Source organism: Streptomyces sp. SID14478, assembly GCF_010548525.1.
GTDB lineage: Bacteria > Actinomycetota > Actinomycetes > Streptomycetales > Streptomycetaceae > Streptomyces.
The window spans coordinates 1-25,242 of sequence record NZ_JAAGMG010001344.1; the positions used below are offsets into that span (position 1 = coordinate 1).

Sequence of the window (25,242 nt, forward strand, 5' to 3'; positions counted from 1 at the left end):
CCGAGGCCGACGAAGGAGATGGGGCCCGCGAGCGTCACCGCCGTGCTGGTCAGCACCACCGCGCAGAGCACCGCGGTCACGCGGGTGGAGCGGATCGGCACGCCGAGCGTGGACGCGGCGTCGTCGCCGAGGTGCATTACGTCCAGGCGCCGGGACAGGGCCAGAGCGACGCACAGCACGAGGGCGACGAGGGGGAAGGCCCGCAGCGACGCGTCGATGTTCAACTGCGCGAGCGAACCGCTGCCCCAGGCGAAGAGACCGGTCGTGTTCTGCTTGAACAGGATGAGGAACATCCCGGTCGCCGCGTCCAGGGCCATCGCCGTCGCCGATCCGGCCAGGATGAGCCGGGTGCCCGCGGTACCGGCGGCCCGCCCCGCGAGGAGCAGCACGAGCGCGGCGGCCGCCAGCCCGCCGGCGAAGGCGACCGCACCCGACGCCCACAGCGGGACGCTGAGGCCGAAGGCCGCGACGAGCGTGAGCGTGAAGTAGGACCCGGCCGTGACCGCGAGGGTGTCGGGGGAGGCGAGCGCGTTGCGCGTGACGGACTGGAGCAGCGCCCCCGCGGAGCCGAGGGCGAACCCGACCGCCACCCCCGCGAGCAGGCGTGGCAGGCGCGAGCCGGTGAAGATCTCGCCGACCGGCGCCCCCTCGGTGTCCGCTCCGTCGCCGGTGAGGTAGCGCACCAGGTCGGCGGCGTCGACACCCGACGTCCCCTGCGTCAGGTGCCACAGGCCGACCAGCACGGTCGCGACGAGGAGGGCGGCCAGCACGGCCACCCCGGCGGGGCCGCCACCGCGCGCGGCACGCGGCAGCGACCCCTGTGCGGGCATCGACATCTGTGGTGTCTTCACTTCTGGTGCGGTGTTCACTTCTTGTCGAGTACGTCGACGTAGGCGTCGATCGCCTGCTCGTTGGAGCGGGGGCCGCCGGCGCCCCACACGCGTGCCGGGAACGCGTGGGCGCGGCCTTCCTTCACCGCCGGGATGGTCTTCCAGATCGGGTTCTTCTTCAGCGCGGCGACGTATCCGCCGGCTCCGTCGTCGTTCGCGTAGAAGAGATTGGCGTCGCCGACCGCGGTGAGCCCCTCGACGTCGGTCTGCGCGAGGCCGTAGGCGGGGTCGACGCCCCCGTCGCCGTGCTTCTTGTTGACGTCGGAGGTCCACGCGGGCTTCATGCCGAGCTCCTTGCCTATCTCGGTGAACAGCGCGCCGTCGCTGTAGGGGCGGACGGTGAGGTTGCCGCCTTCGAGCCATCCGTCGAAGAACAGGAAGTCCTTGGTCGGCAGTTCGGCGTCGGCGACCTTCTGCTTCGCCGTCGCCAGGTGCTTGTCGAACTCCTCGAGCACCTGGTCGGCACGCTCGGTGCGCCCCGTGGCCTGGCCGATCATGCGGAACACCTCGCGCATGTTCCCGATCGGGTCCTTCGGGTTCGCGCCCCGCGTGGCCATCACGGGGACGCCGCGCTTCTCCAGCTTCTTGAGCGTCTCGTCCTTGGCGTCGAACGCCTCCACCACGATGAGGTCGGGCTTCGCCGCGTAGAGCGTGTCGAGGTCGGGCTCCTCGCGGGTGCCGATGTCCGTCACCGCGGCGGGCAGCTTCTCCGCGCTGACCCACGTGCGGTAGCCCTTCGCGTCGGAGACCGCGGTGGGGGTGACGCAGAGGGTCAGCGCGTCCTCGACCTGCTGCCATTCCAGTACCGCGATCCGCCGTGCGGGCTTGTCGAGCTTCACCTGCCGGCCGACGCCGTCCTTGAAGGAGACCGGCTTCGTGGAGGTGGGCGTGGAGTCCCCGGCGCAGCTCTTCGACGCGGGCTTCGCGGCGGCGGTGCCGTCCGCGGTCGCCTTGTCGACGTCGGTCGTACCGCAGGCCGACGCGGCGAGGAGGGCGAGCCCGGTGGTGGCGGACGCCGCCAGACGGTGGGCACGATTCATGAAATGTCTTCTTTCTGAGGGTTCATCAGCTGTGCGGGAAAAGACGGGGGTCGCCGCTTCAGGCGAGGCGTCGCCCGAGCGGGTCGATGCGCAGACGGCCGGTACGGGGGTCGACGGCGACCTCGACGCGGATGTCGTAGACCTCGCCGATGTTCTCGGCGGTGAGGACGCCGACGGGTGCGCCCATCGCGTGCACGCGGCCGGAGCGCATCAGGACCAGCGTGTCCGCGACGCGCGATGCCTGGTCGAGGTCGTGCAGCACGATCCCGACCGCGATGCCGTGGTCCTCGACCAGGTCACGGACGAGGTCGAGCGTCTCGAACTGGTAGCGCAGGTCCAGGTGGTTGGTCGGTTCGTCCAGCAGCACGACGCCGGTCTCCTGGGCCAGGCAGGCCGCGAGCCAGACGCGTTGCATCTCGCCGCCGGAGAGTTCCCCGACCGGCCTGTCGGCCATGTCCCGTACGCCGGTGACGCCCATGGCGCGCTCGACGGCGGCCCGGTCCTTCGCGGTCGGCCCGGCGAAGCCGCGCCGGTAGGGATGGCGTCCGAACGCCACGACCTCCGTGACCGTCAGCCCCTGCGGCGCCGGCCTCGACTGGGAGAACAGCGTGACCTCGCGGGCGAACTGACGGGGGCTGAGCAGTGCGGCGTCGCGTTCGGGCTGCCCTTCGGGGGCGTCGAGGGTGACCCGGCCGCCGTCCACCGTGTGCAGTCGGGACAGGGCGCGCAGCAGCGTGGACTTCCCGCTGCCGTTCGGTCCCACCAGGGCGGTCGCGCGGCCGGGGGCCAGGGTGAGCGAGACGCCGCGGACGACCGGCGTGCCGTCGTACCGCAGCACCAGGTCGCGCCCGTTGAGGCCGGACGGCGGCGCGGCGGGGGTGTCCACCGGGCGGCCGGTGTGCCGGAAGGGGGCTGTGAACATCGAGGGTCCGCATGGTCGCAGGGGCAAGGAGCAGGGGCACCCTCCGACCGGTCTTCACCGATAGGCCCGCGAACTTTTCCACGCAGGAGCAACGCCGTTCACGGCGAGCGACAACTAAGGGTTACCTAACTTCGAGAAGGTTATATTCCGCTCGCCGGGTCGACAATCAGGAGTTCCGGACACCCGATACGGGATTCCGGACACCCTCCGGGGTGTCGTCGCCCGCGGTGAAGAACGCGCCCGGTGTGGTCCCCATGATGCGCCGGAAGGCGGCGATGAAGGTGCTGGGCTGCGCATAGCCGAGCACCTCGGAGACCGTCAGCACGTCGAAGCCCTCGGACAGGAGCATCAGCGCCCGGTGGACACGCAGCATCTGCCGCCACTGCGCGAAGGTGACCCCCGTCGCCTGACGGAACGCGCGGGTGATCGTGCGGTCGCTGGTCCCGAGCTGCCGCGCCCACTCCTCCAGCGAGCGGCCGTCGGCGGGATCGTCCAGCAGCGCTTCGGCGATGGCGTCTATCCGGTCGTCGCCGGGCAGGTGCAGCGCGAACTGGCGCTCCGAGGGCCGCAGTACGTCGAACACGACCGCCTCCGCCCGTGCCCTCGCCGCCGCGTCCAGATCCGTGTGCGACAGATGGGTCAGCAGCGATTCGAGCAGCGGAGTCATCGCGATCGCCTTCGGTTCCCCGAACGCGAACGGCGTGCGGTCGGGGGCGAAGAAGGCGTCGTGGAACTTCGCCCCCGCCGTCGCCCGGCCGGCGTGCACCACTCCGGCGGGCATCCACAGCCCGTGCCCCTCGACCACCGTGAAGACACGGTCGTCCACCCGGGACGTCAGGGTGCCGCCGCGTACCCAGACGAGTTCGTGCGAGTCGTGCGAGTGCGGTGCCCACTCCGTGGGGACGCGGGGCCGGTGGAATCCGGCGACGATGGCGAAGGACGCCGCCGGGTCCTGCGGCAGTGCCACTCCCCGGCGCACCGCGGTGCCTGCCTCGCGCCGCCACATCCCGGGGGTCGCCTCACCACGGGACGATCGGACCATGGGCGCGAGTCTAACGGGGCCCCGGAACGCGACGAGGGCGGCGGGGAGCGCGGTGAGGCGAGGTCAGCGCGCCGCGGGAGGGCCGGAGCGCGGCCGTCCCGGTCGGCTCCGGGCCAGTGCCTCCGCGCTGGTGGCGGCCCGGATCGGGGTGCCTGCCGCCACCGGCCCCGCTCAGGACGGGCGCGTGCGGCGGGCGTTCAGGTCGAGGCGGAGCCCTTTGCGTTCGGCCAGGTCCGCGAGGGTCGCCGCGTGCCACGCCGGGCGCTGTCCGTCGAGTTCGTCGGACTGATCGCGCACGGTGTACTCCGGGCCTGCGAACCGGGGCTTGACCTCCCGGACGTTCATCCAGTGCCGGAACGTCGTCTCCGGGACGGCCAGGATCGCCAGGACATCGGGCAGGTAGTAGCGCTTGACGTCCGTCTCCGGGCTCACGTGCGGGTAGGGCACCGGCCGCTTACCGCGCTCGTCGGGCGGGATCGGTCGGCCGGTTTCGTCGGCGAAGCCGCGTACCCGGGCCGCGTACACCACCTGTTCCACGGGCCACCGGTCATTGAGCCTGCCCGGATTCGGCACGGGCTCGCCGAGCGGCCAGCCGGGCAGCACGTTGCGGCCGACCCCGGCCCATGCCGCGATCTCGGCCCGCGACATCGCTCCCTCGGGCATCTCGTCGTCCATGACCTCTCCCTGTCCATGCGAACCGTGCGGGTCGAGTGTAGGGACCAGGCATCGGTCCACGGGGAGGTGGAAGCGCCGGATGTCGGGGCGAGGCCCTGTCGTGAGGAGGGCGCGGGCGGGGATCCGTACAGGTGAGCGGGCGGTTCGCGCCAGGTGGGGCGGTAAAACACGCCACTTACTTAGGTTAGCCTTTGTTCATGTTCAACCGTTCGCATACCCCTCCCCGGTCGCTCGGCTCCTCCCCTCGGCGCCGCCTGGCGGCCGGTGCGCTCGCCGCGGCCGCGACCCTGGTGATCGCGGGCTGCTCCTCCGGCTCCGACGACAGCGGCTCCGGCGCCTCCGGCACGGTGGCCAAGGGGACGTTCCCCGCCAAGGTCGCCACCAAGTTCGGCGACGTCACCGTCAAGAAGCAGCCCAAGCGTGTGGTCGCCCTCGGCTGGGGGGACGCGGAGACCGCGCTGGCTCTCGGGGTGCAGCCGGTGGGGGCCAGCGACTGGCTCAACTTCGGAGGGGACGGCGTGGGCCCCTGGGCGAAGGGCAAGTACGACCAGAGCCCGAAGAAGATCGGCACGCTCGAGCCGTCGTACGAGAAGATCGCGTCCCTGCGGCCCGATCTTATCCTCGACACCAAGTCGAGCGGTGACCAGAAGCGCCACGAGATGCTCGACAAGATCGCGCCCACCGTCGGTGTGCCCAAGGGCGGCGACCAGTACCTGACCGACTGGCAGGACCAGACGGAGATGGTCGCGGACGCGCTCGGCCTGCACGACAAGGGCCAGGAGCTGATCAAGAAGACCAAGGCCAAGTTCGCCGCAGCGGTGAAGGCCAACCCCGAGTTCAAGGGCAAGACGATCACGTCCGGCTCGCTGACCTCGGACGGCTTCGGTGCGTACGTCCGGGGCAGCGGCCGCGTCGACTTCCTGGAGCGGCTCGGGTTCAAGAACAACCCCTGGGTCGAGAAGCAGGGCGGCGACAGCTTCTTCATCAGCGTGGCCCGCGAGAACGTGAACAAGCTCGACGCCGATCTCATGGTCATGGAGCCCATCGGCGTCTCCGCGTCGACGATCCGCAACGACGCGCTGTTCAAGAAGGTTCCGGCGGTCCGGGCCGGCCACGACGTGGTCTTCGAGCTGAACTCGGCTTCGGCCAACGCCTTCGCCACCGATTCCGTCCTGTCGGTGAACTACGCCCTGGACAAGGTCGTGCCCGAGTTCGCCAAGGCGCTGAAGAAGTAGGACGGGTTCCGGGGAGCCGGCGGCGGGTTCGGATCGACCACGGCGTGCAGCGCGCTGCCGGCCGACACGGTCAGGCAGCACAGCAGGGCGGCTGCCACGGTCCGCCAGGCGCGGCCGGCGACCAGTCGCCGTGCATCCGTCGCAGGGGACAGCAGCGCCGCGACGCGCTGCGGCACGGGGCCCGACGTGGCACCCAGGACCAGGCTCTGCCGGTGCGGGGGCTTGCGGGAGTCGTGGGCCGGTCGCGACCGGTTACAGGATGCCCCGGCGCCACTCGGCGAACAGCAGCCGGCCGAGGTACAGCCCGCCGAGTGCCATCGTCCACACGCCGACCGGCAGTTTCTCGAAGACGGGCGAGTTCTGGGCCGCCATGTCCGCAAGTACCAGCAGCAGGGCGCCGGTCAGCGCGGACGACGCGAGGTGCGGACCCGTGCCGCGGGTGACGCGCTTGGCGATCTGCGGCGCGGTCAGCGCGATGAAGGCGATCGGACCCGCGGCGGTGACGGCGCCCGCGGACAGCGCGATGGAGACGACGATGCTCCAGGTGTACGTACGCCGGGGGTCGGCTCCGAGCGAGGCCGCGGTGTCCTGCCCCATCTCGCTCGCCGTCAACGGCCGCGACAGCGCCCACGCGAACGGGACGCACACCAGCAGCACGACACCGGCCGTGGCCGCGTCGCTCCATGCGCGGGCGGTGAGGCTGCCGTTGAGGTAGGAGCTGAGCACGGTCGCCTGGTCACGTTCGATCGCGTAGACGATGTACTGGATGAAGGCCGTGGCCATCGCGGTGACGGCGATGCCCGCGATGACGAGCCGGCTGGGGCTCTTGAATCCGGTGCCCGTGGACACGTACACGATGCCCATGGCCAGGACGGCGCCGCCCAGTGCGCCGAAGGCCACGGGCACCGAGGGGAACAGCAGCGCGACCAGGGCGGCGCCCGCTCCCGCGCCGGGCGCGATGCCGATGATGTCGGGGCTGCCCAGCGGGTTGCGCGTCACGGACTGGAACAGGGCGCCCGACAGCCCGAAGGCCGCGCCGGCTGCCAGGGCGACGACGAGCCGCGGCCCCCGCAGCCGGTCGAGGACGAACGCGTCGATGCTCGCGCCCTGCCCACTCAGCGTCGAGGGGAGGTTGGCGAGCGGGATGCCGAGCCGCCCCACGGTCAGCGAGGCCACGCACGCGGCGAGCGCCAGCAGGACGAGGGCGAGGGTGACCCACAGGACGCGTGCCTGCACACGCAGCCGGACGGACGGGCCGACGCTGATCCGGTACCAACGAGGGCCCGAACGGCCGCGCAGGGAAAGGTCACTGGTCATGACGTGGACCTCATTCGGCGAACGGCGATCAGAAGTGCGGGCGCTCCGGCGAACGCGGTGACGACGCCGACCATCAGCTCCTGCGGTCGGACCACGACCCGCCCGACCACGTCGGCCAGGAGCAGCAGGACGGGTCCGATCAGCGCGCCGCACATTATCTGACGGCGCATGTCGACGCCGACCAGCATCCTGGTCAGATGCGGAACGGCCAGGCCGACGAAGGCGATGGGCCCGGCGGCAGCGGTCGCGGCGGCGCTGAGCAGCGTGGCGGTGATGAGCCCGGCCGCCTTCACCCGCGCGGGCTGCGCGCCGAGGGCGGCGGCGGTGTCCTCGCCGAGGGCCACCACGTTCAGGCTGCGCGCCAGCACCAGCGCGGCGACGAGGCCGACCAGGGCCAGCGGGGCGACCGTCAGGACGGCGTTCCAGGTGCGGCCGGTGAGCGCGCCGACGACCCAGTAGCGGTAGTTGTCGAAGGTCTGCGGTCGGCTCAGGGTGACCGCCTGGATGAACGCGGTCAGGACGGCGGTCAGGACCGCGCCGCCCAGTACGAGACGTACGGGGCTGACGCGGCCGCCGACGATGCCGATGAGGTACACGAACACCCCGGTGAGCAGGGCGCCCGGCAGCGACCACAGCAGGATCTGCATCTGCCCGCTCGCGCCGAGGTAGGCGGTGGCGGCGACCACGCCGGCCGCCGCCCCGGTGTTGACGCCGAGCAGGCCGGGTTCGGCCAGCGGGTTGCGGGTGACGGCCTGCATCAGTGCCCCGGCCACGGCGAGCCCGCAGCCGACCACGAGGGCGAGGACCGTCCGCGGGTAGCGGCTCTCCACCACCGTGGTCGTGTACGAGGAGTCCGCACCGCCGGTGACGGCCTGCCAGACCTCGCCCGGCGACAGCGTCTTGCTCCCGACCGCGACACTGGCGAGGCACGCCAGCACCAGGGCCGCCACCAGGACACCCAGCAGCACCGCGAGGGGAATGCGGGGCGTCCCGGCGGGGCGTCCGCGGGCGTCAGCGGGTTGCGGGCGGACCGCCTGCTCCACGTCCGTCACGGCAGGCCTACTTGTCGGCCTTGTCGGCCTTCGCGATGGCCTTGTCGATGAGCGGCAGGTACCGCTCGATGCTCCACGGCACGGTCAGCGGGTTGAGCATCGACGACGCCGTCACGAACGAGTTGTCCGCGCTGTACACCAGCGCGCCCTTCTTCACCGCGGGCATCGCCGCGTACAGCGGCTGCGCCTCGATCTCCTTGCGGTTCTTCGCGTCCGAGTAGAAGGTGAACAGCACGTCGCTCTTGTTGAGCTTGTCCGCGTTCTCCAGACCGATGAGCGACGAGTCCGTGCCCTCGGTCTCCTTGAACGTCTTGACGACCGGATCGACCTTCAGGCCCAGCGACTTGACCATGACGACACGCTGCTCGTCCGGGCTGAAGACGCCGAGGGTGCCCGGGCCCGAGTTGTAGATGTACGAGAACCGGTGCTTGGCGTACTCGGGGCGCTTCTTGGCCGCGACGGCGAGCTGGTTCTTGATGGTGCCGATGAGCTTGTCGGCCTGCTTCGGCTGCCCGAGGGCCTTCGCGATCAGATCGATCTGCTGGTCCCAGTCGGTGCTCCAGGCCTTGTCCGGGTAGGCGACCGTCGGCGCGATGTCCTTGAGGAGGTCGTACTGCTTGGCGGTGATACCGGACCAGGGCGCGAGGATCACGTCGGGGCGCAGCTCGGTGATGGCCTCGATGTCCAGCTGCTCACCGCCCTTGAACTGCTTGGGCAGTTCGTCGCCCTTCTTCTTCACCGCCTCGTGGATCCAGGGCAGGTAGCCGGACTTGTCGCTGCCCCAGGCGTACTCCTCGATGCCCACCGGGGTGTGCCCGAGCGCGATGGCGGTCTCGGCCGAACCCTGACCGAGGGTCACGACGCGCTTCGGTTCGCTCTTGATGGTCGCGGTGCCGAGGGCGCTCTTGAGGGAGACCGGGAAGGCGCCGCCGGCCGAGGTGCCCGTCGACTCGTCCTGTTTGTCGCTGTTTCCGCAGGCCCCGGTCAGCAGGACCAGCGCCGTGGCGGCGGAGACGGCGAACAGGCGTCGCGATATGTGGCGGCGCACAACAGGCATGGCGATTCCTTCAACTAGGCAACCGGGAACGGCGGTTGGCACGCCCGCCACCGGGAGGGTTCGAGCGCGCACCGGCAATAGTTAGGTTAACCTATCCTAAGAATTCGATGATCATTCAGGTGTTCGCGGGTCAGGGCTGAGGCGAGCGGCGGGCGGCCGCGAGCGCGTACCGGTGCTCGGGCCTGCCGGCATCGCCGTAGCGCAGGGACAGCCGGAGCGTTCCCTTGTCCTGGAGGTGGCGCAGGTACCGCTGTGCGGTTGAGCGGCTGATCCCCGCCCGGGAAGCCACCTCGTGTGCCGAAAGCGGGCTGTCGGCGCGGGAGATGACCTGGCAGATCAGCTCGACCGTGGGAGCGGACCAGCCCTTGGCCTGTGCGGTGGGCGTGCTCGCCGGAGCGCGTACCGCCCCGAAGATCCGGTCGATCTGCTGCTGGCCCGTGGCGGACCGCTCGCTCGCGGCACGCAGGGTGCGCCGCAGTTCCGCGTAGCTCTCCAGGCGGGAGCGGAGCCCGTCGAACGTGAACGGCTTGACGAGGTAGTGCAGTACGCCGTACCGCAGGGCTGCCTCGACCACCTCCACGTCCTGCGCCGCCGTGACCATGATGACGTCGCTGCGCAGACCCCGCTGCCGCATGGCGCGCACCAGGTCCAGGCCGGTCCGGTCGGGGAGGTAGTGGTCGAGGAGCAGCAGGTCCACCCGCTGGTTCTCCAGGGACTGCATGGCCTGGAGAGCCGTGTGGGCGCGGCCGAGGACATGGAAACCGGGCACCTTGTCCACATATGCCGCGTTGATCTCGGCGACGTGGAAGTCGTCGTCGACCACCAGGACTTGGATCATGACGGGTCTCCTGCCAGGACGGTCCGCGGGGCCGTGGCCGACGGCGGCGAGACGATGTCGGGGAACGTGACCGTGAAGACCGACCCGCCCCCTGCGCGCGCGGCCACACGCGCGGTGCCGCCGTACCGCTCGGCGAGGCTGCGGACCATGGCGAGACCGAGCCCGCGATCACGGTGAGCGGGGGACTCCTTGGTCGTCCACCCCTCCTGGAAGATGCGGTCGCGCAGGTCCACGGGCACGCCGGGGCCGTTGTCGGCGACGCGGACGACGACCGTCCCGTGCTCGACGAACACCTCGACCTCGACGTCGGGACCGCAGACCCGGCCACCGCCCACCGCGTCCAGGGCGTTGTCGATGAGGTTGCCGAGCACCGTGACGACGTCGCGGCCGTCGGTCAGCCCGCCCGGCAGGTGCGTCCGCTCGGACAGGCGCAGCGTCACGCCCCGTTCCGAGGCGATGGCCGACTTGCCGACCAGGAGCGCGGACACCATGGGGACGCGGATGCGCTCGGACACCGCGGTGGCGGACGCGCGTCGGGCACGGGTGAGGTGGGCGACGAAGTCACGCGCCCGTGCCGTCATGTCCAGTTCCAGGTAACCCAGGACGGTGTGCAGCCGGTTGGCGTGCTCGTGGTCCTGGGCGCGCAGGGCGTCCAGGAGGCCCTTGATGGAGTCCAGTTCCCTGCCCAGCAGTTCGACCTCGGTCCGGTCCCTGAGGGTGACGACGGAACCGCCGTCCTGCGTGGGCATGCGGTTGGCGATCAGGACGCGATTCCCGCGGACGGTGAGCAGGTCGCGGCCGGTCACCCGACCGGAGATCACGTCACGCGAACGCCCCGCGGGCAGCACGTCGTCGAGATCGCGTCCCTCCGCGTCGTCGGCGAGGGCGAGCAGCCGGGCGGCCTCGTCGTTCACCAGGCGCACCCTGTCGTGCTCGTCCAGCGCGATGACGCCCTCGCGCACCGCGTGCAGCATGGCCTCGCGCTCCGAGAGCAGCGCGGTGATGTCGCGTACGGACACCCCGTGCGTGCGCTTGCGCAGGGTCCGTGCCACCAGCAGGGCGGCACAGGCTCCGACGGCGAGGGCCGTGCCCGCGTACCGCAACAAGCCGGGTAGCGCCGCCAGCAGCCGGTTCTGTACGCCGGAGTAGGCGATCCCGACCGACACGGCGCCGATCACCGTGCCGGCGCCGTCGCGCAGCGGCACCTTGGCCCGCGCCGACGTACCGAGCGTGCCCCGGTCGACCTGCAGGATGACGTGCCCGTGCAGCGGGACGGACGGGTCGGTCGACACGCGCCGGCCGACCTCCCGCAGGTCCGTGTGCGACCAGCGGATGCCCCGCGGATCCAGCACCACGACGTAGAGCGCGCCCGTCGCCTCGCGGGTCCGCTCGGCCTGACGCTGCACCGGACCGCCCGGGGTGGGGGCGCTCGTCAGCAGGCCGGAGACGATGTCCGGGTCGGCGGCCGTGGTCTGCGCGATGGCCAGCGCCTGGTGCTCGGCCTGGTCGTCGAGCTGGGAGCGCAACGGCTGCAGGAACAGCCCGGTCAACAGCAGCAGGACGCCCGTGGTGATGAGCAACTGTGCGATCAGTACCTGGGCGAACACCTGCCTCGGCCAGCCGATGCGCAAGCGGGCCACGATGACACCTGCTTTCGGGGAACTCGCCCGTGCGATCAGACGTTCCGCCGGGGTGAACGCACAGTAACCGGCGTCGTTTCGACCGGGGAAGGGGCCCGGCACAGGCGGGGCCGCGGACCGTCGGCACAATGAGCAGAATTGCCTTCAACGGGCACAACCGGCGGTTGCGGGCCAAAACTTCCCCACGCCGAGCGGCGTTCCTAACGTTCCGCGGCATGACAAGCCAATCCAGCCCGGCCATCGAACTGAGGGGTGTCCGCAAGGCGTTCCGCACCCCGTCGGGTGCGCTGCACACCGCCGTGCGCGATCTCGACCTGACCGTGGAGCAGGGGGAGTTCGTCGCCGTCGTCGGCCCCACCGGCTGCGGAAAATCCACCACCCTCACGCTCGTCAGCGGCCTCGAGGAACCGACCGAGGGCGAGGTGATGCTGTCCGGCACGCCGGTGCGCGGTATCGACGAGAAGGTCGGGTTCGTCTTCCAGCAGGACGCCACCTTCCCCTGGCGCACCGTGCTGTCCAACGTCATGGCGGGCCCGCGCTTTCGGGGCGTACCCAAGACCGAGGCCAAGGAGCGGGCCAAGGACTGGCTGGCCCGCGTGGGGCTGAGCAACTTCGAGGACCGCTACCCGCACCAGCTGTCCGGAGGACAGCGCAAACGGGTCGCGCTCGCGTCCACGTTCGTCAACGACCCGTCCATCCTGCTCATGGACGAACCCTTCTCCGCGCTCGACGTGCAGACGCGCGCCCTGATGTCGGACGAACTGATGGAGCTGTGGGCCGGCACCGGGTCCTGCGTGGTCTTCGTGACGCACGACCTGGAGGAGTCCATCGCGCTCGCCGACAAGGTCGTCGTCATGACCGCGGGCCCGGCCACCGTCAAGGAGGTCTTCACCATCGACCTGCCCCGCCCGCGCCGCGTGGAGTCGATCCGGCTGGAGCCGCGCTTCGTCGAGATCTACCGGGAGATCTGGTCCTCCCTGGGCGAAGAGGTCCGCATCACCCGCGAAAGGGGCGCCCAGAATGTCGCCTGACACGCAGCTGCCGGAAGCCCCCGCCGTCGTCACCAAGACCGGACGCACCGCGGAACGCGCCCGTGCCGCACGCAGACGCCGCGGCCTCGTCCTGCTGAGCCGCGCCGCGGTGCTCGTCCTCGTCCTCGGCCTGTGGGAGTGGTTCTCCCGCGCCGGCGTCATCGACCCGTTCAACTTCTCGATGCCGTCGAAGATCTGGGACCAGATCCAGCAGTGGGCACTGCACGGCACCGCGCAGGGGTCCTTGGCCGAACAGATCTGGTACACGCTCTACGAAGCCCTGCTCGGCTGGGTCATCGGCGTCATCGGCGGTGTCGTGCTGGGCATCGCGCTCGGCCGCATCCGCTTCCTCGCCGACGTCATGGGCCCCTACATCAAGGTCCTCAACGCGCTGCCGCGCATCGTCCTGGCCCCGATCTTCCTCATCTGGTTCGGCCTGGGACCGGCGTCGAAGGTCGCCTCCGCGGTCGTCCTCGTCTTCTTCCCCGTCTTCTTCAACGCCTTCCAGGGCGCCCGTGAGGTGGACCGCCGCCTCATCGACAACGCCCGCATCCTGGGCGCCCGCGACCGTCAAGTCACCTTCCAGGTCGTCATTCCGGCCGCCACGTCGTGGATCTTCACGAGCCTCCACGTCAGCTTCGGCTTCGCCCTCATCGGCGCCATCGTCGGCGAGTACATCGGCGCCACCAAGGGCATCGGGCTGCTCGTCTCCGCGTCCCAGGGCACGTTCAACGCCGCCGGCGTCTACGCGGCCATGGTCATCCTCGCCGTCGTCGCCCTGCTCGCCGAAGGCCTCCTCACCTTCCTGGAGAACCGCCTCTTCCGCTGGAAGCCGGCCGACAACGAAGCCCGCTGATCCCGCCCCCGTTTCCCCGTTTTCCCGCTTCACCCCTCAGGAGCCGTACATGTCCCGTCGCACCTTCATGACCAAGTTCACCACCGCGACCGCCGCACTGGCCGCCCTGGCGGTACTGAGCGGCTGCGCCGACGAGGTCTCCTCCAAGGCCACCGACGGCGGGGGAGGAGGCAAGGGGGCCAAGGTCAAGATCATGGTGGGAGGCATCGACAAGGTCATCTACATGCCCGCGATGCTCGCCCAGCGCCTGGGCTACTTCAAGGACGAGGGACTCAACATCGAGCTCCTCAGCGAGCCGGCCGGCATCGACGCCACGACGTCCCTCGTCGCCGGGAACGTCCAGGGCGTCGTCGGCTTCTACGACCACACGCTCGACCTCCAGACCAAGGGCAAGCAGGTCGAGTCCGTCGTCCAACTCGCCCAGACGCCCGGCGAGGTGGAGATCGTGTCGAACAAAGCCGCCGGCAGCCTCAGGTCGCCCAAGGACTTCTCCGGGAAGAAGCTCGGCGTCACGGGCCTGGGCTCCTCGACCGACTTCCTGACGAAGTACCTCGGAGTCCACGACGGCGTCGCCACGGGGAAGTTCACCAACGTAGCCGTCGGCGCCGGGCAGACCTTCATCTCCGCGTTGCAGCAGGGCTCGATCGACGGCGGCATGACCACCGACCCCACCGTCGCCCAGATCCTGGACAAGAAGCTCGGCAAGGTCCTCGTCGACATGCGCACTCCCGAGGGCTCCCAGAAGGCGCTCGGCGGGCTCTACCCCTCCTCCAGCCTGTACATGAACACGGACTGGGTGAACGGACACAAGGAGACCGTGCAGAAGCTCGCCAACGCCTTCGTCCGCACCCTCGGCTGGATGTCCTCGCACAGCCCAGAGGAGATCGCGGCGAAGATGCCCAGCGACTACGCCCAAGGCGGCGAGGGCCTCTACGCGCAGGCGATCAAGAGCACCCTGCCCATGTTCACCAAGGACGGAAAGATGCCCGCCGACGGGCCGGCCACGGTCCAGCGCGTCCTGAAGTCCTTCAACCCGAACCTGAAGAACGCCACGATCGACCTGAAGAAGACCTACACCACGGAGTTCACGGACAGGGCCAGTTGACATCCTCTCCCCCTGAAGGGGGTGCGATTCCCGCCTACCGTGCCGTTGAGGGCTGTGGTGTCGGGTCAGTCCCTGCTTCGCTGCGCGGTGCCGGGACGAGCCCTGGTCCGTCACCGCCCTCTCGCATCCACCAGGCAAGCGCCGGCGTCGCTGCCGTAAATGCAAGGGCTCGGAAGCGCGCGCCTCTTGGTTTATTCACCAGGGGAGTGCTCGCGCGGTCGGACGTTTTCCGTGTTGCGCACCAGTCGTTTTCGGCCTCCGGCGCGGTTTCACTGGCGAAGGAAGCAACGGCCGACATCGGTGGGGACATGGATCTGAACACGGTGGTCGACGTACGGGACGCACGCCGGCCTGAGCCCTGGCGGCCGGGCGACGCCTGGCTCGGCGGCGGAACGTACCTCTTCTCCGAACCTCAGCCGCACATCAAGCGATTGGTGGATCTGAGCAGGATGGGATGGGAGCCGCTGCGGACGCACGCCGACGGCTCGGTGGAGGTCGCGGCCACGTGCACGATCGCGCAGCTCTCCCGCTTCGGCCGGACACTGGCCGCGACCGCGGCGCCGCTCGTCGAGCAGTGCTGCCGTGCCTTTCTCGCCTCGTTCAAGATCTGGAACATGGCCACCGTGGGCGGCAACCTGTGCAACGGCCTGCCCGCGGGCCCGATGATCTCCCTCACGGCCGCCCTCGACGGCGTGTGCCTGCTCCAGGCGCAGGACGGTTCCAGGCGCCGGGTGAAGGTCGCGGACTTCGTCACCGGCGCGGGCCGCAAGGACCTCGCCCCGGGCGAACTGCTGCGCTCGGTCACGATCCCGGGCCGTTCCCTGGAGTGCCGTACGGCATTCCGGCAGGCGTCGCTGTACGGCCTCGGGCGCTCGGGCGCCCTGGTGATCGGGACGCTGGATCCGGTGGACGGTTCGCTGGCCGTGACGATCACGGCCGCGACGACCCGGCCGTTCCGCCTCTGGTTCGCGCTGCCACCGGGCCGAGGCGAACTGCGTGCGGCGATCGAATCGGCCGTGGGCGATTCCGATTGGTTCGACGACATCCACGGGCTGCCGCGCTGGCGTCGGCACATGGCCCTTCATTTCGCGGAGCAGGTACGCCAGGAACTCACCCGGGACGGTGTGCGATGAGCTTTCGGATGCACGTCAACGACCAGCCCTTCGACGCCGCGCCGCGGGCCGGCCAGTGTCTGCGCACCTATCTGCGCGAACGCGGCTGGTTCGGGGTCAAGAAGGGCTGCGACGCCGGCGACTGCGGTGCCTGCACCGTGCACGTCGACGGCGAACCGGTGCACAGCTGCCTCTACCCGGCGGTGCGGGCGCAGGGCCGCGCGGTCACCACGGTGGAAGGGCTCGCCGCACAGAGCGGCGAACTCCACCCGGTCCAGCAGAAGTTCCTCGACGCGCAGGGTTTCCAATGCGGTTTCTGCACCGCGGGATTCCTGATGACCACGGCCGCGCTGGAGCAGGAGCAGGGCACGGAACACGACGACGGCAAGCTGGACGACCTGCCGAGGGCCTTCAAGGGGAACATCTGCCGCTGCACCGGATACCGCGCCATCGAGGACGCCGTGCGCGGGGTGCGGCACACCGAACGCCCCTGCGCCGGAAAGGCCGTCGGCAAGAGCCTCGGCGCCCCCGCGGGCCCTCAGGTCGTGACCGGCACCGCCCGCTACACCTTCGACGTCGAGGTTCCCGGGCTGCTGCACATGAAGCTGCTGCGCTCCCCGCACCCGCACGCCCGCATCCTCGCCATCGACACCGCGGCGGCCCTGCGGGTCCCCGGCGTGCACGCCGTCCTCACCCACGAGGACGCCCCCGACACGCTGTACTCCAGCGCCCGGCACGAGCATCCCACCGAGGACCCGGACGACACCCGCGTCCTGGACGACACCGTCCGCTACGTCGGCCAGCGTGTCGCCGCCGTTGTCGCCGACAGCGAGCAGGCCGCGGAAGAGGGCTGCCGCCGGATCGAGGTCACCTACGAGCAACTCCCGTACGTCACCGACCCCGAGGACGCCATGCGGGACGGCGCGCCGGTCATCCACGCCGGTAAGGGACCGCAGGTGCGCATCGCCCGCGTCGAGAACAACGTGGCCGGCGAGGTGCACGGCGAGATCGGCTCGGTCGACGACGGATTCTCCGAAGCCGCCGTCGTGTACGAGCACACCTTCCGCACCCAGCGTGTCCAGCACGCCAGCCTGGAGACCCATGGGTGTGTCGCCTCCTTCGAACCGAAGGAGGACGGCACCGGCGAACGGCTCACCGTCCGCTCCAGTACGCAGACCCCGTTCCTGACCCGCCGCGCCCTGTGCGCGCTGTACGACCTCCCCGAGGACGAGGTCCGGGTCGTCGCGGGCCGGGTGGGCGGCGGCTTCGGCGGCAAGCAGGAGATGCTGACCGAGGACATCGTCGTCCTCGCCGCGCTCAAGCTGCGCCGTCCGGTCAAGCTCGAGTACACGCGCGCCGAGCAGTTCTACGGCGCGACCACCCGGCACCCGTTCACGATCGGGATCAAGCTGGGGGCGCGGGGCGACGGCATGCTGACCGCGATCCAGATGCGGGTGGTCTCCAACACCGGCGCGTACGGCAACCACGGCCCCGCCGTCATGTTCCACAGCGTCGGCGAATCCTTCGCCGTCTACCGCGCGCCGCACAAGAAGGTCGACGCGTACTCCGTCTACACCAACGGCGTGCCCGCGGGCGCCTTCCGGGGATACGGCCTCGGCCAGGTCACCTTCGCCGTCGAGTCGGCGATGGACGAGCTGGCCCGGCGCCTGGGCATGGACCCGCTCGCCTTCCGGGAGAAGAACATCATCGGCCCCGGCGACGCCATGATCAGCCCGATCGGGGAGGAGGAGGACCTGCACATCGCCTCGTACGGGCTCGCCCAGTGCCTCGGCATCGTCCGCAAGGCCATGGCGGAGGACCGGAGCGAGGAGGAGGTGCCGCAGGGCTGGCTCACCGGCCAGGGCACGGCCATGGCCATGATCGCCACCGGTCCGCCCGGCGGTCACTACGCCGACGCGACGGTCAGCCTCCTCGCCGACGGAACCTACGACATCGCCGTCGGCACCGCCGAGTTCGGCAACGGCACCACCACCGTGCACAAGCAGATCACCGCGGGGGCCCTCAACACCACGGTCGACCGACTCGCCGTCCGCCAGTCCGACACCGACGTGGTCCGCCACGACACCGGCGCCTTCGGCTCGGCCGGGACCGTCGTGGCCGGCAAGGCGGTTCTGCTCGCCGCACAGGCGCTGGCCGAACGCCTCCAGACGTTCGCGGCCCGGCACACGGGTGTGGCCCGGCACCTGTGCACGTTGGACGCGGAGTCGTTCGACTGCGCCGGACGGATCGTCACGCTGAAGGAACTGCACGAAGCCGCCCGTGCCGCAGGCGCGCAGCACGAACTCACGGCCGAGGGCCATTGGGGCGGCACCCCGCGCTCGGTGGCCTTCAACGCCCAGTGGTTCCGTATCGCGGTCGACCCGGACACGGGCGAGATGAAGATCCTGCGCAGCGTCCACGCCGCCGACGCCGGCAAGGTCATGAACCCGCTGCAGTGCCGTGGCCAGGTCGAGGGCGGTGTCGCCCAGGCGCTGGGTGCCACGCTCTTCGAGACCGTACGGCTCGACGAACGCGGCGAGGTGACCACGGCGGCCTTCCGCCGCTACCGGCTTCCGCAGTACGCGGATGTCCCCCGTACAGAAGTCCACTTCATGGAGACGACGGACGCGATCGGCCCGCTCGGTGCCAAGTCGATGAGCGAGAGCCCCTTCAACCCGGTGGCGCCCGCCTTCGCCAACGCACTGCGCGACGCCACCGGCATCCGGTTCGCCGAGATGCCGGTGACCCGTGACCGCGTCTGGCTGGCGATGGACCAGCACAAGGCGCGAGGAGAGGAGCCCGTGACGCGCCGCCCAGGAGGAGCGACGGCCTGAAACGGGCCGGGACGTGACGGACGGCGGCGGCGCGGCCGGGCCCGGGCCCGGGCGGGCGAGGTCACGTCAGCGCGCGACCACTCGCCCGGCTCCCTCTCCAGCTTGAGCGGAACAGGCGGTAGCTGCGGGCGTCCAGGCGCCCCGTCGCGTCCCCGGCGCAGCCCACCCGGAGCTGGCCGGGCCTCCGCACGAGGTCAACGGTCAGGAGGGTCTGCGGCGGCTGGTCGCACGTCTCTTCACCCGACCGGCGCGCCGACGCAGACGGATGACTCCTCGCAGGCGTGTCACTCGTTGTGGAGCACGTACGACCACGCGGGTTGTGCACCGCCCGCCGCATCGACGCCGGTCAGCGCCCCCAGGACCCAGTACGTGATCTGCCCCCGCTCGGAGCTGCCCGGAGGCAGGAGCTCCCGGGTGCGCAGACCGGTGACCCACAGCGCGACCATGGCGAGGAAGCTCTCCAGACTCCGCGCTGCGGGCAGCCCGCTCAGCTGCTCCTCGTCGGTGCCGGTCGGCACGCGCAGGATGCGCCCGGTGGGCCCGTCGACGACGATCCCGCCCCCCATCCACATGCCGATCTGGAAGAACGGCCCGCGTTCCGCCACGGGTTCGACAGCGTCCGGCCAGTCGACTTCGTCGAAGAGTTCGATCTCACCGTCTCCGTAGGGGAGGAGCGCCATGGCTCCCTCGTCCATGTCCGGCAGCCCGAAACCGGTGAGCAGATCGCGAGTCTTTTGATGGGTCAACCGGTCCGGGAACTCCTCGGGTTCGGCCTCGAAAATGTCGTCCTCGCCGAACAGCGCGGTCAGATCCCTGTGGCTGGAAGGCGCGGCATCGACGGGGGTGCTGGGACCCGCGTCCGCGTAATCCCAGGAGAGAGGCCGTCGGCGGGAGCCGAAGGTGTCCGAAGGGATCGCGCCGTTCGCCGACTGGAGGGCGATCAGTCCCAGGTCGCCTCCGAACAGGACGACGTCGTCCACGGTCAGTGGGGCGCAGGGAAGGAGGAACGCGCGCTTGTCCCGAGGAGGCGAGGACGCACCGAACAACTGGGCGAGGCGAGTGAGCCGCCCGGAACCCTCGCCGTCCTGCGCGCCCGATGAGGCCGCCGTCGCAGCCGCTGCCTTGGGTGGCAAGGTCTCCGTGCCGTGCTCCGCCGGAAGGTCTCCCTGCTCCCAGGGACCGGCGAGGACCTCACCCGTCTCCACGTCCCGGATGGAGACGTACGGCTCCGGCGAACCGTCCCCCGCGCGCTGTTGCAACCCGGCAACGGCCGCCCGCCCCTCCCAGCGCACTTCCGCCAGCCTGACGAACCTGCCCGCTTCGAGGAAACGCGCGTGGAATCCACCGGGCAGCCGCCAGTGGGCCCACTTCGCACGCCAGGGAAGCGAGACACCGGACGAAGCAACGGACGACGCGAAGGCGAAGTCGCCGCGCGACCAGGCCATCAGGTGCAGCCAGGAGGCCCACTCGCCCTGACTGGGCGGAACAACTCCCCAGTTCCACAGGTGAAGGGCGTCGGAGGCGGGACTGTTGCCGGGGATGACGAAGCTGCGGCTGCGCGCCGAGTCCATGACCGCGGTCTGCGGCAGGTGCGCCATCGCCCGCCCGTCGCGCAGGAGTTCCTCGTAGGTGCCTGCCTGGACGGCGTGTATGGCGAGCCCGACGGCCGCGTACAGCCCGACGGCGCCGGCCCTGGCCCACCCTTGCGGATGACGGAAACCGGCGGACGCGCGCAGCAACCACGCAACGATGTGCCGATGGACACGGATCAGTTCCGCGGAGTCGACCTGACGACGCAGAACCTCGGCCACGGTCTCGTCGAGGAACGAGACCCCGAGTGACCCGACCAGCACCACATCGGCATGCGCCCGAGCCGACTCGGTGAGTTCCTCCGCCGTCATGGTCTCGCCGGTCACGGCGGCGACGAGTTCCGCCCACACGGGCACGGGCACGATGCGCGGCTCCGCCAGGGCGAGAGCGCGCAGGGCAGCCGGAAGGTCAGGAGCGGGTACGGGGTCGGCCGGGTCAGCCAGGCGGAAGACGGCATCGGCCGGAGCGCCTGACGGCAGCAACTCGGGCCGGGTGTCGGTCAGCACGGCCAACTTCCCCCGCGCCAGCAGGGGGAGGGTGCTGTGCAGCAGCCTCTCCGGCTCGTACGACCGTCGGGTGGGCCCGGCGCGATGGGTGTTGACGAGGACCAGCAACCGCTCCTCACGCCACGAACCGAGCGCGGACCGCCAGTCGTCCCGCTCACCGGGTGACAGGTCAACTCCCAGTGCGGCCAGGGCTTTGTGCATCACCTGCTCCGCGGTGAGCCCCGCCGCATCGACGAGAACGCTCCCCGGTACCGCCTCGTGCGCCTGCCGCATGACGGTCTCGGTGCCGGCGCCGACCGGAGCGACGACGTGGGCGAAACGGCCCGGCCGCCCGGCCGCACGCCACCAGGCGCCCACGCGATCGGGTACTTCTTCCGCAGGAACACCCGCCACTGCCACAGTCGTGCCGCTCCTCCCCGCCACCGTTCCCGGAGCCCGCCACTGTAATGGGCCGGTGTCTTCGCAGGAGGAGCGGCCCGGTCCGATCAGCGCACCCGACCCCGGGGTTTGAGCGGCACCGGCGGCAGCTCGGGCGCATCCAGCCGCCCGCCGTCGTACCCCTTCACTTCCCCGAACCGCGACCCGCTCATCCAGTCCTCGCGCGCCTGCGTGATCTCGTCCTGGTTGCGGCCGATGAAGTTCCACCACATCACCAGCTCCTCCTCGAACGGCTCGCCGCCCAGGAGCATCAGGGACGCGTCCGACTCCGCCCGGACGGGGAGCTCGGTGCGGCCGCAGCCGAGGTAGAGCATCGAGCCGGGCAGGACCGGGACGCCGTCGACGTGGGACTCGCCGGACATCGACAGGACCGCGTACTCGAAGTCGGGGTCCAGGGGGACACGGACGTCGGCGCCGCGGGACAGGGCGAGGTCCGCGCCGACGAGGGGCGAGTACGTCGTGCCGGGGGACGTCGCCCCGTCGAGCGTGCCGAGGACGACAGTGGCGAGCAGACCGGGGGCCGTCACCTGCGGCAGCGCGGCGTGGTGCTGGAAGTGCGGCTCCGTGTGGCGGTGGGCGTCGGGGAGTGCCACCCACAGCTGCGCGCCGTGCAGGTAGCGGGCGTGGGACGCGGGACTCTCCTCGGAGTGGGAGATGGCGCGGCCCGAGGTCATCAGGCCCAGCTCGCGCGGGCGGATCGTCTGGAGGCTGCCCGTCGAATCGCGGTGCAGCACCTCGCCGTCGTGCAGCCAGCTCACCGTCTGCAGGCCCATGTGCGGGTGCGGCGGCACCTGCATGCCGGGCTCGTCGGCGATGTCGTCGGGGCCGTAGTGGTCGACGAACGCCCAGGCGCCGACCATGCGACGGCCCAGGTTCGGCAGCAGCCGCCGTACTTCCGTGGCCTCGCCCAGCTTCACGCGGCGCGGGCTGAGGAGTTCGCGGACCGGTTCCGCCACGACGAATCCCCGTCCGCCGCACAGGGAGGGAACCGCCTCGCGATCAAGATTGCTCATGCCCGACAACCTAGACCCACCACCGTCTCCCGTCAGGCCCGGTGCGTGAAGTCGCCCCGGCGCACGGCGTGCGGGCCGCCGCGTCCGCCGCCCGTACGGGTCACCCCAGCGCGCCGTGCGCCGCACCTGCCACTGGAATGGACGAGTGCCCCTCGTGACCGCGGTGTCCGACACCCCGCCGGACGACTGTCTCGCCCGCAACGACTGGATCTGCGGCGAGTACCTCAGCACGCGCCGGCACATCCTCGCCGATGCGGTGCTGCAGCATCTGCAGATCACCTTGGTCGCCGTCGCGATCGCGCTCGTCATCGCCGTGCCGCTCGCCGTCGTCGCGCGGCGGTGGGGATGGGCCGCCGGGCCCGTGCTCGCGCTGACGACCGTGCTGTACACGATCCCCTCGCTCGCCATGTTCTCGCTGCTGCTGCCCGCGTACGGGCTCTCCGCCACGCTCGTCGTCGCCGGGCTCGTGCTCTACTCACTGACCCTGCTCGTGCGCAACATCCTCGCCGGGCTGCGCGCCGTCCCCGACGAGACCCGGCAGGCGGCGCGCGGCATGGGATACGGGCCGATCCGGCTGCTGCTCACCGTCGAGCTGCCCCTCGCGCTGCCCGCCGCGATGGCCGGGCTGCGGATCGCGACGGTGTCGGCCGTGTCCCTGGTGACCGTCGGCGCCATCGTCGGGTACGGGGGACTGGGCAACCTGATCTACGCCGGGATGAACACCTACTTCAAGGCGCAGGTGCTGACCGCCTCCGTGCTCTGCGTCGTCATCGCCATCGCCGCCGATCTGGTGCTGCTGGGCGTGGGCCGGCTGCTCACCCCCTGGACGAGAGCGAGCCGGACGTGAAGACCCTCACCGACGCCTGGGACTGGCTCGCCGACTCGGCGCACTGGGCCGGCGACGACGGCATCTGGCACCGGCTCACCCAGCACCTGGTGCTCACGGTGGTGTGCCTCGCCCTCAGCTGCCTCATCGCCCTGCCCGTCGCCCTCGTCCTCGGGCACCTGGGCAAGGGCGGCGCGCTCGCCGTCAACATCTCCAACGTGGGACGGGCCGTGCCCACCTTCGCCGTCCTCGTGCTGCTGCTGCTCACCCCCCTCGGGCAGTACGGGGAAGGGCCCACCGTCGTCGCCCTCGTCCTGTTCGCGGTGCCGCCGCTGCTCACCAACGCGTACGTGGGCATGCGCGGCGTCGACCGGGAAGTCGTCCGGGCGGCGCGGGGGATGGGCATGACCGGGCGGCAGATGCTGCTGCGGGTGGAGGCGCCGCTCGCGCTGCCGATGATCATGAACGGGGTGCGGATCGCCGCGGTGCAGCTCGTCGCCACCGCCACCATCGCCGCCCTCGCGGGCGGCGGCGGGCTCGGACGGATCATCACGGCCGGGTTCAACCTCGCCAGTACGCCGCAGGTCGTCGCGGGCGCCGTGCTGGTCGCCGCGTTCGCGCTCCTCGTGGAGGGCCTCTTCGAGATCGCCGAACGACTTGCCCCGAACTGGGCACGGGGGAGGGCCGGATGAGCGGAATGCTGCGCAGGCTGGTGGCGCTGCTGGGGCTCGTGCTGCTCGTCGCCGGGTGCTCGGGCGGGCCGTCCCTGGAGAACCGGGGCGAGGTGACCGCGCCGCCCGGCGACAGCAAGCACCTCGTCATCGGGTCCGCCGGGTTCACCGAGAGCGATCTGCTCGCCAACATGTACGTACTGCTGCTGAAGAACGCCGGATACGGGACCGAGATCCTGTCCGTCGCCAACCGCGAGCTCTACGAACCCGCCCTGGAGTCCGGGCAGATCGACGTCGTCCCCGAGTACGCGGCCACCTTCGCCGACTGGCTCAACGCCAAGACCAACGGGGCCGACGCGGCGCCCGTCGGCTCCCCCGACCTGGACGCCACCGTGAAGGCCCTGCGGGACCTCGCCCGCCCCCGCGGCCTGGTGGTCCTCGACCCCGGCAAGGCCGTCGACCAGAACGCCTTCGCGGTCTCCGCGTCGTACGCGAAGCAGCACCGGCTCAAGACGCTCAGCGACCTGGGAGCCTCGGGACTGAAGGTGCGCCTCGCCGCCGGTGACGAGTGCGTCCAGCGCCCCTACTGCGAACCGGGGTTGAAGAAGGTCTACGGGATCGACATCACCGGCGTCGACCCCAAGGGCGTCGGCACCACGCAGTCCAAGCAGGCCGTGCAGAACGGGCAGGACCAGATGGTGCTGACCACCTCCACCGACGCGACCCTGTCCGACTTCGGGCTCGTGCTCCTCGACGACGACAAGCACCTGCAGAACGCCGACTACATCGTGCCCGTCGTGAACCGGTCGCGGGCGGGCAGCGAGCGGGTCGCCGAGGCGCTCGGCGCCCTCAACTCCGTGCTCACGACCGACGACCTGGCCTCCCTCAACCAGCAGGTCGACAGCTGGCGACGGCTGCCCGAGGACGTCGCGCGCAGCTACCTGGAGAGCAAGGGACTGTTGAAGTAGGCCGGTGCGGGCGGGTGTGCCGGGGCGGTTCGAGGGAACCTGAAACGCCTCCTTCCCGTTCCTCCCCTCCAGGACCGCCCATGACCTCAGCCGTCGTCGTCGGTGCGGGCGTGCTCGGCGCCTGCGTCAGCTACCACCTCGCCCGCGCCGGTGTGCGGACCGTTCTCGTGGAGGAGTCGCGCCCCGCGGGCGGCACGTCCGGCGCCACGTTCTCCGCCGACGTGACGCACCTGAAGACCCCGTACGCGTACTACCGGCTGAACCGGCAGGGCTCCGACGAGCACCGTCTGCTGTCCGACGAGCTCGCCGGGCCGGCCTGGCGACACCCCGTACCGCTGCTGCAGTGGGCCGACACGGACGAGGCGGGACGGGCACTGCGCGCACGCACGGCGCGGGCCAGGGACTGGGGCCAGGACTGCCGGCTCGCCGGGCCGTCCGTGCTGCGGGAACTGGCCCCTGCTGTGGACCCCGCGGCCTGTCGCGCCGAAGAGGTCGCGGTGCACGACGGCGCCGCCTGGTTCGACGCGCCGCGCTTCGTGCACGCCCTGCTCGACGCCGCCGTGCGCCACGGCCGCGTCGAGACG

Annotated in this window: 22 protein-coding genes; 10 read left to right on the plus strand and 12 right to left on the minus strand. The window is 70.9% G+C overall.

The genetic code is table 11. The annotated features are described in order from the left end of the window. The 5 genes from G3I40_RS42260 to G3I40_RS42280 all read right to left on the minus strand — a co-directional run. Positions 1-830 (minus strand): iron chelate uptake ABC transporter family permease subunit (locus tag G3I40_RS42260; RefSeq protein ID WP_164560108.1); only part of this gene is annotated, 830 nt, incomplete at its 3' end. A gap of 35 nt (positions 831-865) precedes the next feature. Beyond that, positions 866-1,930 carry an iron-siderophore ABC transporter substrate-binding protein gene (locus G3I40_RS42265; protein ID WP_164560089.1) on the minus strand — a complete coding sequence of 355 codons (1,065 nt, stop codon included), beginning with the start codon at positions 1,928-1,930 and terminating at the stop codon, positions 866-868. Between the two features lie 58 nt (positions 1,931-1,988). Continuing rightward, complete coding sequence (locus tag G3I40_RS42270; RefSeq protein WP_164560090.1) at positions 1,989-2,852, minus strand: ABC transporter ATP-binding protein; 864 nt, start codon at positions 2,850-2,852, stop codon at positions 1,989-1,991. 166 nt (positions 2,853-3,018) lie between these two features. Further along, entirely contained in the window at positions 3,019-3,894 is an 876-nt protein-coding gene (locus G3I40_RS42275; RefSeq protein WP_164560091.1) for an AraC family transcriptional regulator, read from the minus strand. A 171-nt stretch (positions 3,895-4,065) separates the two neighbouring features. Further along, entirely contained in the window at positions 4,066-4,569 is a 504-nt protein-coding gene (locus G3I40_RS42280; RefSeq protein WP_164560092.1) for a hypothetical protein, read from the minus strand. A gap of 197 nt (positions 4,570-4,766) precedes the next feature. On the opposite strand from G3I40_RS42280, the gene G3I40_RS42285 reads away from it, so the two are divergent. Continuing rightward, positions 4,767-5,804 (plus strand): iron-siderophore ABC transporter substrate-binding protein, encoded by a 1,038-nt coding sequence (locus tag G3I40_RS42285; RefSeq protein ID WP_164560093.1) that lies wholly within the window; start codon positions 4,767-4,769, stop codon positions 5,802-5,804. Between the two features lie 252 nt (positions 5,805-6,056). Here the strand turns inward: G3I40_RS42285 and G3I40_RS42290 are convergent, their stop codons facing one another. From G3I40_RS42290 to G3I40_RS42310, 5 genes are all read right to left on the minus strand, one after another. Further along, complete coding sequence (locus G3I40_RS42290; RefSeq protein ID WP_164560094.1) at positions 6,057-7,121, minus strand: iron chelate uptake ABC transporter family permease subunit; 1,065 nt, start codon at positions 7,119-7,121, stop codon at positions 6,057-6,059. Then, positions 7,118-8,101, minus strand: a complete 984-nt coding sequence (locus G3I40_RS42295) for an iron ABC transporter permease (RefSeq protein WP_343245202.1) — start codon at positions 8,099-8,101, stop codon at positions 7,118-7,120. The genes G3I40_RS42290 and G3I40_RS42295 overlap by 4 nt, the downstream gene beginning before the upstream one ends. 79 nt (positions 8,102-8,180) lie before the next feature. Next, entirely contained in the window at positions 8,181-9,230 is a 1,050-nt protein-coding gene (locus G3I40_RS42300; RefSeq protein WP_164560095.1) for an iron-siderophore ABC transporter substrate-binding protein, read from the minus strand. A 130-nt stretch (positions 9,231-9,360) separates the two neighbouring features. Then, entirely contained in the window at positions 9,361-10,068 is a 708-nt protein-coding gene (locus G3I40_RS42305; RefSeq protein WP_164560096.1) for a response regulator, read from the minus strand. Continuing rightward, complete coding sequence (locus tag G3I40_RS42310) at positions 10,065-11,708, minus strand: sensor histidine kinase (protein ID WP_164560097.1); 1,644 nt, start codon at positions 11,706-11,708, stop codon at positions 10,065-10,067. The genes G3I40_RS42305 and G3I40_RS42310 overlap by 4 nt, the downstream gene beginning before the upstream one ends. Positions 11,709-11,923: 215 nt before the next feature. Here G3I40_RS42310 and G3I40_RS42315 point away from each other — a divergent pair, with 215 nt between their 5' ends. The 5 genes from G3I40_RS42315 to G3I40_RS42335 all read left to right on the plus strand — a co-directional run bounded on the left by G3I40_RS42315 (position 11,924) and on the right by G3I40_RS42335 (position 18,646). After that, the gene (locus tag G3I40_RS42315) at positions 11,924-12,739 is read left to right on the plus strand and encodes an ABC transporter ATP-binding protein (RefSeq protein ID WP_164560098.1); all 816 of its coding nucleotides are present in this window, start codon (positions 11,924-11,926) and stop codon (positions 12,737-12,739) included. Next, a complete protein-coding gene (locus G3I40_RS42320; RefSeq protein WP_164560099.1) occupies positions 12,729-13,595 on the plus strand; it encodes an ABC transporter permease in 867 nt (288 codons plus the stop codon). The genes G3I40_RS42315 and G3I40_RS42320 overlap by 11 nt, the downstream gene beginning before the upstream one ends. A 49-nt stretch (positions 13,596-13,644) precedes the next feature. Then, a complete protein-coding gene (locus G3I40_RS42325) occupies positions 13,645-14,700 on the plus strand; it encodes an ABC transporter substrate-binding protein (RefSeq protein ID WP_164560100.1) in 1,056 nt (351 codons plus the stop codon). A gap of 308 nt (positions 14,701-15,008) precedes the next feature. Further along, positions 15,009-15,833, plus strand: a complete 825-nt coding sequence (locus G3I40_RS42330; protein ID WP_164560101.1) for an FAD binding domain-containing protein — start codon at positions 15,009-15,011, stop codon at positions 15,831-15,833. After that, entirely contained in the window at positions 15,830-18,646 is a 2,817-nt protein-coding gene (locus tag G3I40_RS42335) for a molybdopterin-dependent oxidoreductase (RefSeq protein WP_164560102.1), read from the plus strand. The genes G3I40_RS42330 and G3I40_RS42335 overlap by 4 nt, the downstream gene beginning before the upstream one ends. A gap of 284 nt (positions 18,647-18,930) precedes the next feature. On the opposite strand, the gene G3I40_RS48215 is transcribed toward G3I40_RS42335, so the two are convergent. Further along, entirely contained in the window at positions 18,931-21,099 is a 2,169-nt protein-coding gene (locus G3I40_RS48215) for an SUKH-4 family immunity protein (RefSeq protein ID WP_164560103.1), read from the minus strand. 128 nt (positions 21,100-21,227) lie between these two features. Continuing rightward, entirely contained in the window at positions 21,228-22,193 is a 966-nt protein-coding gene (locus G3I40_RS42345; RefSeq protein WP_164560104.1) for a pirin family protein, read from the minus strand. 163 nt (positions 22,194-22,356) lie between these two features. On the opposite strand from G3I40_RS42345, the gene G3I40_RS42350 reads away from it, so the two are divergent. From G3I40_RS42350 to G3I40_RS42365, 4 genes are all read left to right on the plus strand, one after another. Next, on the plus strand, positions 22,357-23,040 hold the full coding sequence (locus tag G3I40_RS42350; protein WP_164560110.1) for an ABC transporter permease: 684 nt from the start codon (positions 22,357-22,359) through the stop codon (positions 23,038-23,040). Beyond that, positions 23,037-23,711, plus strand: a complete 675-nt coding sequence (locus G3I40_RS42355; RefSeq protein WP_164560105.1) for an ABC transporter permease subunit — start codon at positions 23,037-23,039, stop codon at positions 23,709-23,711. The genes G3I40_RS42350 and G3I40_RS42355 overlap by 4 nt, the downstream gene beginning before the upstream one ends. 5 nt (positions 23,712-23,716) lie before the next feature. After that, positions 23,717-24,658 (plus strand): ABC transporter substrate-binding protein, encoded by a 942-nt coding sequence (locus tag G3I40_RS42360; protein ID WP_239092273.1) that lies wholly within the window; start codon positions 23,717-23,719, stop codon positions 24,656-24,658. 80 nt (positions 24,659-24,738) lie between these two features. Next, the coding region (locus tag G3I40_RS42365; RefSeq protein WP_164560107.1) for an FAD-dependent oxidoreductase at positions 24,739-25,242 on the plus strand (504 nt) is incomplete at its 3' end.

Bases quoted from the DNA above. Each gene is read 5' to 3' on its own strand.
- G3I40_RS42330 (WP_164560101.1), top strand. From the start codon at position 15,009: ATGGATCTGAACACGGTGGTCGACGTACGGGACGCACGCCGGCCTGAG.
- G3I40_RS42280 (WP_164560092.1), bottom strand. From the start codon at position 4,569: ATGGACGACGAGATGCCCGAGGGAGCGATGTCGCGGGCCGAGATCGCG.
- G3I40_RS42265 (WP_164560089.1), bottom strand. From the start codon at position 1,930: ATGAATCGTGCCCACCGTCTGGCGGCGTCCGCCACCACCGGGCTCGCC.
- G3I40_RS42275 (WP_164560091.1), bottom strand. From the start codon at position 3,894: ATGGTCCGATCGTCCCGTGGTGAGGCGACCCCCGGGATGTGGCGGCGC.
- G3I40_RS42315 (WP_164560098.1), top strand. From the start codon at position 11,924: ATGACAAGCCAATCCAGCCCGGCCATCGAACTGAGGGGTGTCCGCAAG.
- G3I40_RS42300 (WP_164560095.1), bottom strand. From the start codon at position 9,230: ATGCCTGTTGTGCGCCGCCACATATCGCGACGCCTGTTCGCCGTCTCC.
- G3I40_RS42270 (WP_164560090.1), bottom strand. From the start codon at position 2,852: ATGTTCACAGCCCCCTTCCGGCACACCGGCCGCCCGGTGGACACCCCC.
- G3I40_RS42320 (WP_164560099.1), top strand. From the start codon at position 12,729: ATGTCGCCTGACACGCAGCTGCCGGAAGCCCCCGCCGTCGTCACCAAG.
- G3I40_RS42285 (WP_164560093.1), top strand. From the start codon at position 4,767: ATGTTCAACCGTTCGCATACCCCTCCCCGGTCGCTCGGCTCCTCCCCT.
- G3I40_RS42335 (WP_164560102.1), top strand. From the start codon at position 15,830: ATGAGCTTTCGGATGCACGTCAACGACCAGCCCTTCGACGCCGCGCCG.
- G3I40_RS42360 (WP_239092273.1), top strand. From the start codon at position 23,717: ATGCTGCGCAGGCTGGTGGCGCTGCTGGGGCTCGTGCTGCTCGTCGCC.
- G3I40_RS42345 (WP_164560104.1), bottom strand. From the start codon at position 22,193: ATGAGCAATCTTGATCGCGAGGCGGTTCCCTCCCTGTGCGGCGGACGG.
- G3I40_RS42290 (WP_164560094.1), bottom strand. From the start codon at position 7,121: ATGACCAGTGACCTTTCCCTGCGCGGCCGTTCGGGCCCTCGTTGGTAC.
- G3I40_RS42325 (WP_164560100.1), top strand. From the start codon at position 13,645: ATGTCCCGTCGCACCTTCATGACCAAGTTCACCACCGCGACCGCCGCA.
- G3I40_RS42305 (WP_164560096.1), bottom strand. From the start codon at position 10,068: ATGATCCAAGTCCTGGTGGTCGACGACGACTTCCACGTCGCCGAGATC.